12 protein-coding genes are annotated in these 11428 nt (G+C 49.6%); 2 read left to right on the top strand and 10 right to left on the bottom strand.

Features of this window, described 5'->3' with window-relative positions; translation table 11 throughout:
- Nucleotides 1-2 precede the first annotated feature (2 nt).
- The 7 genes from fliL to fliF form a co-directional block, all read right to left on the bottom strand.
- Complete coding sequence (gene fliL / locus CS369_RS12590; RefSeq protein WP_196907359.1) at nucleotides 3-482, bottom strand: flagellar basal body-associated protein FliL; 480 nt, start codon at nucleotides 480-482, stop codon at nucleotides 3-5.
- Nucleotides 483-637: 155 nt separating this feature from the next.
- Nucleotides 638-1978 carry a flagellar hook-length control protein FliK gene (locus CS369_RS12585; RefSeq protein WP_196907358.1) on the bottom strand — a complete coding sequence of 447 codons (1341 nt, stop codon included), beginning with the start codon at nucleotides 1976-1978 and terminating at the stop codon, nucleotides 638-640.
- Entirely contained in the window at nucleotides 1975-2421 is a 447-nt protein-coding gene (fliJ, locus tag CS369_RS12580) for a flagellar export protein FliJ (protein ID WP_196907357.1), read from the bottom strand. The genes CS369_RS12585 and fliJ overlap by 4 nt, the downstream gene beginning before the upstream one ends.
- Before the next feature lie 8 nt (nucleotides 2422-2429).
- Nucleotides 2430-3800, bottom strand: a complete 1371-nt coding sequence (gene fliI, locus CS369_RS12575) for a flagellar protein export ATPase FliI (RefSeq protein ID WP_196907376.1) — start codon at nucleotides 3798-3800, stop codon at nucleotides 2430-2432.
- The gene (gene fliH / locus CS369_RS12570) at nucleotides 3800-4513 is read right to left on the bottom strand and encodes a flagellar assembly protein FliH (protein WP_196907356.1); all 714 of its coding nucleotides are present in this window, start codon (nucleotides 4511-4513) and stop codon (nucleotides 3800-3802) included. The genes fliI and fliH overlap by 1 nt, the downstream gene beginning before the upstream one ends.
- A complete protein-coding gene (fliG, locus tag CS369_RS12565; RefSeq protein ID WP_196907355.1) occupies nucleotides 4506-5498 on the bottom strand; it encodes a flagellar motor switch protein FliG in 993 nt (330 codons plus the stop codon). Before fliG ends, fliH begins: the two co-directional genes overlap by 8 nt.
- Complete coding sequence (gene fliF, locus CS369_RS12560) at nucleotides 5495-7231, bottom strand: flagellar basal-body MS-ring/collar protein FliF (RefSeq protein ID WP_196907354.1); 1737 nt, start codon at nucleotides 7229-7231, stop codon at nucleotides 5495-5497. Before fliF ends, fliG begins: the two co-directional genes overlap by 4 nt.
- Nucleotides 7232-7560: 329 nt before the next feature.
- Between fliF and fliE the strand changes: the two genes are divergently transcribed.
- Nucleotides 7561-7875, top strand: coding sequence for a flagellar hook-basal body complex protein FliE (gene fliE / locus CS369_RS12555; protein ID WP_196907353.1), 315 nt, complete (start codon nucleotides 7561-7563; stop codon nucleotides 7873-7875).
- Between the two features lie 103 nt (nucleotides 7876-7978).
- Here the strand turns inward: fliE and fliT are convergent, their stop codons facing one another.
- Genes fliT through fliD form a run of 3 tightly spaced genes read right to left on the bottom strand, consistent with a single transcriptional unit; the run spans nucleotide 7979 to nucleotide 10204 of the window.
- Entirely contained in the window at nucleotides 7979-8350 is a 372-nt protein-coding gene (gene fliT / locus CS369_RS12550) for a flagella biosynthesis regulatory protein FliT (RefSeq protein WP_196907352.1), read from the bottom strand.
- Nucleotides 8351-8764, bottom strand: coding sequence for a flagellar export chaperone FliS (gene fliS / locus CS369_RS12545; RefSeq protein WP_196907351.1), 414 nt, complete (start codon nucleotides 8762-8764; stop codon nucleotides 8351-8353).
- A gap of 15 nt (nucleotides 8765-8779) precedes the next feature.
- Entirely contained in the window at nucleotides 8780-10204 is a 1425-nt protein-coding gene (gene fliD / locus CS369_RS12540) for a flagellar filament capping protein FliD (RefSeq protein WP_196907350.1), read from the bottom strand.
- A gap of 267 nt (nucleotides 10205-10471) precedes the next feature.
- Between fliD and CS369_RS12535 the strand changes: the two genes are divergently transcribed.
- Nucleotides 10472-11365, top strand: a complete 894-nt coding sequence (locus CS369_RS12535; protein ID WP_196907349.1) for a flagellin — start codon at nucleotides 10472-10474, stop codon at nucleotides 11363-11365.
- The last annotated feature ends 63 nt before the right edge of the window (nucleotides 11366-11428 follow it).

The following is an 11428-nucleotide window of genomic DNA, read 5'->3' as shown; positions in this document are numbered from 1 at the left end:
AATTACCGCAAAATAAAGGCAGTGAATAACACGTCAGTAACGACCTGATTCGGCTGTCCGGGGACAAGTGGGGGGCTAAGCACCTGCTTGATTTGTTCAATCAGCTTTTGCTTACCCTGCTCATTTGCCAAGGAGATGGCATCCTGACGCGACAACAGCAATAACAAGCGGCTACGCACCTCAGGGAGATAATTCGTCAAGCGTGTTCTGGTTTCTTCGTCTGACAGACGCAATGTGAAACCGACATAAAGTACCCGTTCGGGGTTATTGTCAGCATTGACCAAATTGACAGTGAACGTGTCCAACGGCATAAATACGGGCGCTGGAGGCGGCGATGCCACTTGCTGCTCAGCAGAAGAGGACTTGTGGTACAAGATCCACCATGCTACGCCCGCAGCTCCTGTTGCCGCCAGCGCAATGATAATAAGCAGTATCACCCAGATAGATCGCTTACGCCGTGAACCAGCTTGCATGTCAGACATAGCCAAAGAGAATTCCTGTTATTAATCAATATCTAATGCCAATATGGAGCAGCACTAAATGAATATATGATGTTAATGATTATCCGGTCTATTCGTCCATTCAATACAAGGAATAAACCAGAAAAATCGCGCTAACTTGTTCGTTTACCTAATGTTTATGCAAAAATATCGACACCGCTCACTGGTCTTGCGCGGACTGTGCTTGACATATCAATCTCACTTACTTCATCACCATAGGGCGCGGAAGACGCAAATTGCTGCCGATAAGATGCGTTGTTATCACCGGTATCGTTGTTACTGCTCGCCATTTGCTGTTGGGTTTGTTGCCAACCACTATTATCACTCGCTACGCTGCTTTGGTCGAGGTTGATACCGCTTTCTGCCATGGCTGTAAGCAGGTGAGGTAACGCAGCCTCAAGGGCACTACGCACCTGACTGTTTGCCGATGCTAAATGGATTTGAGCCTGATTATCATCCAGTCGCAGCGAAATATGCAATGTGCCCAGCTCTTCAGGGTGCAACCGTAATTGTACGCTTTGCTGCCCGTTGCGGCTGAGCATAATGATTTGCTGACCAAGGGAGTCCTGCCATTGGGTTGTGCCTAATTGCGCATTTAACTGCACGGTCGCACCCGGTTGTGCAATGTTGTTCATCATTGAGGTCTGTGCATTGGGTGCCAGATTCACCGGGGTCGTATGTGCGGTCAACGGTATTTGGGTGCCATTGCTATCCTGTTTGGTTACATCGGCGATGGTGTGGGCCACAACTGCCGATTTATCCTGCATGGCGCTGCTATCATCAACCTGTGCCTGGATGCGCGACGCATAGTTTGATGTTGCACGGCTATTCTTGGCATTGGATGCTGCTGTTGACAGCGTATCACTCCCGCTAGTCAGCGCATCGCGCGCGGCCAGTGTACCAAACAAGGAGGCGGACGCGGTTGCGCCATAAGCGGTATTTTGCTGTGCTGACTGATTCAAACCAGGTATTGACAGCGACTGTGTTGCCTGAAGCAAAGACGACATCTCGCCACTTTGTGGCGTAGTTGCAGGTGTTACTACTAGCGATAACATCGCCATCAGCGCTTGCACTGCTTGGATGTCGGTTGATGAAGCCTCGGCGCTGCCCTTCTCAAGGGAGGTGTCTTTGCCTTGAGCAAAAGACTTGCGTAATGACGTCACCAGTTCTGATAACGTTTTGTCATCCAGATTATCTTGCCCGTTAACGACGTTGAGCAGGGTATTCAAATCCTGCTGGCTTAAATCAATATCTTGTGCTGTCAACGCATCCAACAGCTTTTGCTTGCTGTCTTTTCCGCTCAGCGCCGCAGTGTTTTCAGATGGCACGGCGGTGGTGGCCGCTTTTTTCGGCAGGTGCAGAGATAACAGTTGAACGAAATTCTGAGGCAGTTGATCCGTTGTAGGCAACCCCGAAGCCGATCCTGCTGTGTCACTGACGCCGGTGCTTGCTGTTGTGGTAACGATTGGCAGCATCATAAATCTGTTTTCCTCAGAGAGGCCCGTTGGGCAAATTCATCCATCCGTTTTTGATCGAGGCGATTCTCGTGCGCGAGCTGCCTGATATCTTCTCTTTCTTGTAGCGTCTCGAACGCATTGAGGCGCTTTTGCTTTTCCTGCCAGGTTTTCATCGCCAGATCTAGGCGCGAATTCCAGTGTTGCAGTTGTTTCTGATGCTGATCAATAGCGACGTCCAGCGTTTGAATAAATTGCTGGAAATTCTGCCAACTGGTGTTGGCCATGCCCTCAGACATCGTCACTTGTAACCTACCGCGATAATCTTCCTGATAGTTTAACAGCATATTCAGTTGTTGTTCAGCTTGTTGATAGGCTTTACGCACTTGTCCCAATTGGGTCGCTGTTTTTTCGACCTCTTTTTGGGCTAATTCACGTAGTGTAACCAGCGATGACTGCGTTTTCATCTGTCCTCCTACTCGCTACGGGGAAAAATGACGTTTAAAGCCTGACAAGAGGCTTCATAACCACTGTGTTCAAACATGCCTTGCTGCAAAAAATCCTGAAGCTGTGGGTAGAGGCGAATGGCCTGGTCAAGCGTCGGATCGCTGCCCGGCGCGTAAGCCCCCACGTTTATCAAGTCCCGGTTACGTTGGTAACTGGAGAGTAACTGCTTAAACAACCTTACCAAGGCGTAGTGCTTTTCATCAATTAGCGCGGTCATGGCGCGGCTGATTGACGCTTCAATATCAATGGCCGGATAGTGACCGGATTCGGCCAATTGGCGCGACAGGACAATATGTCCATCCAGAATAGCACGCGCTGAGTCCGCAATTGGGTCCTGCTGGTCATCACCTTCGGTCAGCACCGTATAGAACGCGGTAATCGATCCGCCGCCGTGAATACCATTGCCCGCACGTTCAACCAGCGCAGGCAGTTTGGCGAACACCGACGGTGGATAGCCTTTGGTGGCCGGTGGCTCACCGATAGCCAATGCAATTTCACGATGTGCCATTGCATAACGCGTCAGAGAATCCATGATCAGCAATACGTGCTGGCCGCGATCGCGAAAATCTTCAGCAATACGCGTTGCATAAGCGGCTCCATGCATACGTAGCAGGGGAGAGACGTCCGCAGGCGCGGCGATGACCACTGAACGCGCTCGCCCTTCGTCACCCAGTATGTTTTCAATAAAATCTTTCACTTCCCGACCGCGTTCGCCGATCAACCCGACGACGATAACGTCTGCTTTGGTATAGCGTGCCATCATACCCAGCAGTACGCTTTTACCGACACCGGAACCGGCAAACAAGCCCATACGTTGGCCACGGCCCACGGTTAACAGTGCGTTGATGGCGCGCACACCCACGTCCAGTACATCTTCAATCGGTGTACGCTGGAGAGGGTTAAAAGGCGCAGTCATCAGCGGTGCGCGATAGCCGGTTTCCGGGGGCGGTAAGCCATCAAGCGGTTTAGCGCTGCCATCAAGAACACGACCAAGCAACTCCGGCCCTAAAGGCAATTGCTTCCCTTGCACCACACCCTGCGTCGCGACACGGGCATAGACTCTCGCACCCGGTGTGATGCCTTCCATTTCTTCCAGTGGCATCAGGAATAGGCTCTGACCGTTAAAGCCAACTACCTCGCACTCAACTTCATCCGTTTTAGTGCCCATGTGGCGTTCAATCAGGCAGGTCGCGCCCAAGGGCATTTGTAGTCCTGTAGCTTCCAGCACCAACCCGGTCGCACGCTTTAAACGCCCGTAACGACGCACGGACGGTGTCTCTTTGATACGCTTTTCGAAAGCGTCCAATTCGGCAAACCAACGTGCGAGGTGATGGGTCATCATAACTCTCCCGGCGCAGCCAATCGGCATAGCTCATGCCAGCGCGTGGCGAGGCTGGCATCGAGATCGCCTTCCTCTGCGCTCACTTTGCATCCGCCTGGATGCAGTTGACCATCGGCTAGCAATCGCCAGCCGTGCTGTTCCAGCGTGGGTCCAAGCGCTGCTTCTACACACTCGAGATCGCTGGGATTGACCCGTAATTGCGCTTTCCCACTGAACAGCGGCTCCTGCTGGATCAACTGTTGAATCTGATGCTGCAACGCGGTGCCATCGCACAGCGGTGCCTGACCAATAATCTGTTTCGCAACGGTCAAGGCTAATTGCGTCAAGCGCGCTGGAATAGCGCTGTCCATAGCATCCAATGTCTGCTGGAACGCGCTCACCAACTGCTGCATATGCTCAATCATCGGCTGCTGTTGCAGCAAGGCATCTTGCGTACCTTGCTGCGTACCAGCAGTCAGCCCTTCCTGATACCCTGCGTCATAGCCTTGTTGGCGTCCCTCGGCAAAGCCTGCTTCGCGCGCCTGCCGCATGGTCTGCTCACGCATACTTTCCAGTTCCGCCTCAAACGAGCGGAATTGATCCACCGACTCTGGTGCTGCTTCTTCCGGTTCGACAACGTCGATTTTCGGTTCAGGCTCGACATCAAACGGGGATGCCAAGTCTTTCAGCTTCCAGGGCTTCCAGGCCATGTTGTCAGCGGCATCAGACATAAGCATCCTCGCCGCCACCGATGATCATCTCGCCGCTGTCGGCCAGACGACGCACAATAAGCAGGATGGCTTTCTGTTCGTTTTCCACTTGAGACATGCGAACCGGGCCGCGAGTCGAGAGGTCATCGCGCAGAATTTCTGCCGCCCGCTGCGACATATTGCGCAGGAACTTCTCGCGTAACGGCTCGTTGGAGCCTTTCAGTGCCAACAGCAGCGATTCGAATTCCACTTCTTGCAACAGGCGCTGGATACTGCGATCGTCCACATCAATAAGGTTTTCGAACAGGAACATTTCGTCGATGATTTTTTGTGCCAGTTCGCCATCGAACTCGCGAACAGCATCGATAACTGCCTCTTCCTGCTGGCTCTTCATCAGGTTGATAATCTCGGCCGCAGTACGAACACCACCCATTTTGCTGCGTTTCACGTTCTGACCATCCATCAAGCCATTCAACACTTCGGTCAGTTCTGCCAACGCTGAAGGTTGAACGCCGCCGAAAGTGGCAATACGCAGCATGACATCGTTACGCAACCGCTCATCAAACAGTGCCAGAATATCCGCAGCCTGCGCCCGTTTTAAATGCACCAGGATGGTTGCAATAATTTGTGGGTGCTCGTCGCGAATAATATCTGCGGCAGTTTGCGGCTCCATAAAGTTGAGGGTTTCGATACCGCCGCTCGTTTCGCGGCTTTCAAGAATATCCTCCAACAGGCTGGATGCTCGCTCTTCGCCCAGCGCTTTCACCAGCACCGAGCGCAGATAATCACCGGCATTGACGCTCAATGCGGCGTATTGTTCTGCTTCCACCTCGAACTCGTTGAGTACTTCTGCCAACTGTTGCGGCGAGACTTGGCGCAGATTCGCCATTGCCGTACTCAAATTCTGCACTTCACGCGTTGAAAGGTGAGTAAATACCTCTGCTGCGAGATCTTCGCCCACGGTCATCAACAAGATGGCGCTATTTTCTGTGCCTTTCATACTCATAGTTCAGTACTCATCCATTGGCGAATAACCAGGGCGATGACGCGCGGATCGTTTTCAGCCAGATCGCGTACACGCTGGCTTTGCAACTCGGTGTTGATGCGCTGTTGTGAGCGACGTTGCAGTTCTTCTTCGTCTTTGCTCAGCTTAACTATGACATCGTTAGAATTGTTGCGCATTTGTGCCGCTGCATTAGCCGCAGCCAACTGTTCTTCACGTTTCTTGAATTGCGGTCTAACCAGCTTACGCCAAACGATCCAAGCGACAAGAAGAACCAGAAGCCACTGTCCGACTTCAACCATCAGCTCGAAGAAGGCCTGTTTCTGCCAGAAGGGGAGTTCGCTGGCAGCATCACTGGTAGACATAAACGGTGTGTTGACAACGTTTAATGAGTCACCACGCTCAGTTGAAAAACCCATGACTTCGCGCGCAACGGTGTCAATTTGCTTTATCTGCTCTTCCGACAAGGCGATGGGCTTACCGTCTTCCCCTGGTGGCAGATAGTTGACTATAACGGCAACAGAAAGACGCTTAATGCCTCCGGTGCTGTGTTTGGTATGCAGAATTGTCTTATCAACTTCGTAATTTGTTGTTGCATCATTACGTGAGTTTGACGTTTGTATAACTGAATTACCTTGCGCGCCCGTCGCTGCATTTTGATTCTGCTGATTGGCCTGCTGCGGGTTCTGGTTATTGTTTTGATTTTGGTTCGCGTTGTTAGCATTAGCGGCGTTATTTGCCGGTGTCGCTATAGGCGTTGTGGGTGCCGGAGCTGGCTGGTTAGATAATGCACCAGGGACGCCCCCCACGTTGGGCCCACCACGTTGCTCACTTTGACTGGTTTGTTGTGATCGAGTAGCTGCTTGATTTGGTGCAGAGTTGGGCTGGTATTGTTCATCGGTTTGTTCACGTGCGGAAAAGTCGACTTGTGCTGTGACTTGCGCATGCACGTTACCGCCGCCGACAATAGGGGCAATAATGGCTTCAATGCGGCGCTGATACATAGACTCGATTTCTGTCACATATTTCAGCTGTGTCGCGTTTATATCGCGTCCAGCTGCACCCGCGGAGGTGAGCAGGCGGCCCATCTGGTCTACAACGGTGACGTTATCGGGGGGCAAGCCGGACACGCTGCTTGAAATCATGTAGACGATGGAGTTGATTTGCCCTTCATCCAAGGCACGGCCCGGTTGCAAGTTCAACGTTACGGACGCAGAGGGTGCATTCTGTTCGCGAACGAACAGTGAGGGCTTAGGTATCGCCAGATGCACTCGTGCTGTTTGCACTGGTCCGAGCGTTTCAATGGTGCGTGACAGTTCGCCTTCTAGCGCCCTCTGATAGTTGATCTGCTCGCTAAATTGGCTGATACCAAACTTTTCCTGATCGAGCAATTCAAAACCAACCGCCCCTCCTTTGGGAAGTCCCAGTTGAGCAAGGCGTAAACGGGTTTCATACACGTTTGTTGAGGGGATCAGGATTGCACTGCCACCTTCAGCAAATCGGTAAGGGATATTCATTTTTGTCAGTTCGTTGACAATGGCTCCACCATCACGGTCATTGACGTTATTGTAGAGCACCCGGTAATCAGGGCCTTTTGCCCATAGTACCATAGCGACAACAATTGCAATTGCAGCTGCTGCCGCAACTAACAGGGGAATTTTAGGATTGGCGCGCAAGCGGTTGAGTATCTCGCCAAACCCTTTTCCACCGGACATAAAATCGGTTGCGGCGTTCATACTCGTTCTCTGCTTGGTTGTTGAGCGATAAAATTAACGTTGGTACGTAACAAAACAGCACTCCCTGATTGCGCAATCGTTAATACGTGCACCTACTTTTGTCGGCGTAGTATTATTTTCCGTAACGGCAAAAACGATGCTCCGATAAGGTGGCATTTTCCCTGTCTTTTACGCCTTTTAGGATAAGACTGATATGGTAGTTTAGTGCACTGTGTTAATCGGATGATTTTTGTGCGATAGCAACGTGGAGCAATAAGCTCCTTGTCACGAAATCATTTGCGAAAGATGGCGCTGTTGTGGGGCATTCCTGTGGGAAAAAGTGAGAGACAATGTCAGTTCAAGGTATTGAGAGCGTAGTGCAGCAATTGCAGGCTACCGCGTTACAAGCGGCGAACAATCCTGGCGTTAAACCGACTATCGAGCCTGGTTTTGCGAGTGAGCTAAAGTCTGCATTGGATAACATTAGTGGCACTCAACAAGCCGCACGTGAGCAAGCGCAAAAGTTCACCTTGGGTACACCGGGCGTTGAATTGAATGATGTGATGGTGGATTTACAGAAATCCTCAATCAATATGCAAATGGGTATCCAGGTACGTAACAAGCTGGTTGCTGCTTATCAGGAAATGATGAGCCTTTCCGTCTGAGTCAGTATCTGGCGAAACCGAGTTGGTAAGCTTCAGTCTAAAAAACCATTCCGACGACGTCAGAATGGTTTTTTATTGCACATGGCAAACTGCCCTGGCACCGTCACTCTTGAGGATTAATATTGTCAGGAATAACACCTTGGGGCGGGAGTTCACCATAGGCGGCATTGACACTATGCTGCTTAACTGATATTTGCATTAATGAACTCAGCTCATCCATGCGTTTTTGCAGTAACTCTTTTATTTGCGCTTCACTTTCTACGATTTCTCGCAAAATTTTGCGAAATTGCAACTGCATTACACTGCCCAGATTATCGGGAATCGGCATCTTGCTCAGATTCTCCACCGACTGGATGTAGATAATCTCTTGTTCGACCACTTCATCCCATGCGCCGTTGTTAGCCAGAGCCAATATATGCCGGCTCAGTAGCTGAAGCTGCTGATAATACTTAAGCAGTTGCGAAAGCGTTGTCATTTATGCTGCTCCGCTCTGTACCGCTTGCGGTGTAGGGCCAATCTGGCGCCAGGCATCAGAGATGCTATTAAGCAATGTTTCAACTTCGTCGATAACCTTTGCATCATTATGCAAATTGGCAATCATCAAACGTTGAACCATGTAATCATAAAGGGCGGCAAGGTTCTCTGCCAACTCACCGCCTTTTTCTATGTCTAAGCCCGCTTTAAGGCCATTCGTGATGATATCGATAGCTTTGGATAAAGCGTAACCTTTACCAACAATATCATTCTGCTGTAATAAAATCAGCGCACGGACCAACGCACTGCGCGCACCGTCAAAAAGCAGCACAATGAGCTGATGTGGGCTGGCGCTCATCACACTGCTTTCCAGGCCAACTTGGGCATAGGCCTGGCTGCCATTTCTGCTGTACATCAGTGGCTTTCTCCATTAACTACTTTTGTTTAAGGCAGCGAGTTGTTTTATCAGATTATCGCTGGTGCGATTCATTTTAGAAACCAACTTATCAATCTGGGCAAACTGCGCTTTATAGCGCGCAATATTATCTTCGATACTTTGCTGAGTGCGATCGTAGGTTTTTTTAATGGTTTTCAGCGTCGCTGCGTTACTGTCTTTAGCGGTTTGGATTGCCCCTTTGCTGGAATCAAGAACGTTGTCTAAATAATTAGTGACTTGCGTAGAGTAGCCGGTGGTTTTTCCGTCGCCAACGAAAAAATTTAATACCTGACTGGAATTATCTGTCAGTGCAGTTGTTAGCTTATCGCTATCAATCTCAAGCATGCCGGTTTTGGGGTTTTGTTTAACGCCCATTTCATTGAGCGTACTGATATCCATACCGCTCTGAGCGGAGGAGATTTGTGTTTTCAGCGAGGTCTGGATACCACGGACAGTGCTGTTACCAAGCAGTACACCTTTACTGGTGCTTTGTGCATCAGAACCAGGATCTACCTCTGTATATTTGGTCAAAGTACCAATTGTAGTCTGCTGTGCATTGTACGCATCGACGTAATTTTGCACGGCTGTCTTCATCGGCGCAATATCACTGGCGATTGATAGTGTCTCTGATGAATTCGTCGCTGTCTGGGATTTCAAGGTTAATGTAATGCCGTCAATAGCATCAGAAATCGTGTTACTTTGGCGCTCAATCGTCATGCCATTAAACTTTATTGATGCATTTTGCGCGGCAGTTTGCTGCGTCATTGCACCACTGCCAGCACCTGTATCGGAGGTATAATTCAATTTGCTATTCAGCGTGTCATCACCGGTGACGCTGATAGTCATCTTGGCATCGGTGCCCGTGTCTTTGGCCGTGATAGACAAATAATAAGTATCGTCATCCACTTTGATGATACTCGCACCAACATTGCCATTAGCCTTATTAATTGCATCACGGATGCCCACTAATGATGTCTGGTCATCGGCCAATTTGATTTCAAGTGGTTTATCCTGACCAGGCTGGCTGATAGTCAGGGTCCGGGTATTGTTTTCTGTCGCTGCTCCCTGCTGTGCTGTATTGCTGGCGAATTCACCCGAGATCAAGGATTGCGCGGTAGCAAGTGTCTTCACTTCTACACTGTAATTGCCGTTAGTTGCTTTGCTATCCGTTGTTGTTGTGAAAGCGGTATTGGTGCTGCTAACACTGGTTTTATTGATACTGCTTGCTTTGGTCAATGCTTCTGCGGCATTGTTCAGCTTTTCTAGTGCACTCTTAAGGGTGTCAAAGGCTTTATCTCGGTTTTCGTAAAGCTTTTGTTGTCCCTTTACCGGGGTTAAGCGAGTCTTTTCATTGGTTTTTAATTTCGAAAGGCTATCGCTCATTATGCTGGTGGGATCTGTGAAGCTGATGCTTTCCATGGTAATTCCTTATGAATAGGTTAATGCCTTTAGAAGCTTATCGGCAAATAATGAACAAAGTTTAGTATAATCTTTCAGCAGAACTGAGATGGCACGATGGCATCCGCTACAGCGTATTTTAATCAGTAATCCACTTCGAAGGAAATTTTAAAAAATCATTAAAGCTTCTGAAAGGAGCGCCGATATCAAGTTAGGACGGTGATGAAACCGTGGGCAGCAAACGCTGTCCCCCCCCTAACTGACTTTAATTGAAAAAGGAATACAACTATGGCAGTGATCAACACTAACAGCCTGTCGCTGGTAGCACAAAATAACCTGAATAAATCTGAGTCCGCACTGGGGACAGCTATTGAACGTCTGTCTTCAGGCTATAGCATCAACAGCGCTAAAGATGATGCTGCTGGTCAGTCGATTGCTAACCGTTTCACCGGAAATATCAAAGGTTTGAGTCAGGCTGCTCGTAACGCGAACGACGGTATCTCAATCGCGCAGACTGTTGAAGGTTCTCTGAACGAAATCAACAACAACCTGCAGCGTATCCGTGAACTGTCTGTTCAGGCACAGAATAGTACTAACTCTGCATCTGACATCGACTCCATCCAGTCTGAAGTTAACCAACGTTTGGAAGAAATTGACCGCGTTGCTTCTCAGACTCAGTTCAACGGTATCAAAGTGCTGTCCCAAACCAGTGCTAATACGTCTATTTCCATCCAGGTCGGTGCTAACGATAGCGAAACTATCATTATCACCCTGAAAGGCAACTCTGGCTGGAACAAATTTGATTCCGCTGGTTCTGCCGCTGCTTCTGGTGGCCAGGTTACTGTTTCCGGTACCGGTACTGCTGCTGGTCAACGTCAAGTTGGCGCGAAAGGTGTTGACGTTCTGGATACTACCGTATTGGCTGATTTGGACGCTGCACTGAAAGCCATTGATACGCAACGTAGTGATCTGGGTGCGATTCAGAACCGTTTTGAATCCACCATCACTAACCTGAAAAACACCGTAACTAACCTGAGTGCTGCACGTAGTCGTATTGAAGATGCTGATATGGCGACCGAAGTGTCTAACATGAGCAAAAACCAGATTCTGCAACAGGCTGGTACTGCTGTATTGGCCCAAGCCAACCAGGTTCCGCAGACTCTTCTGTCTCTGCTGCGTTAATTGCTATACTCAGTTTTCAAAGCCAGCCTCCGGACTGGCTTTTTTTGTTTAAAAGCACAAGTT

The organism is Candidatus Symbiopectobacterium sp. 'North America', assembly GCF_015762685.1.
In the GTDB taxonomy this organism is placed as follows: Bacteria; Pseudomonadota; Gammaproteobacteria; order Enterobacterales; family Enterobacteriaceae; genus Symbiopectobacterium.
The sequence above is the reverse complement of the archived record's forward strand: the minus strand, read 5'-3'. Positions and strand labels throughout refer to the sequence as shown.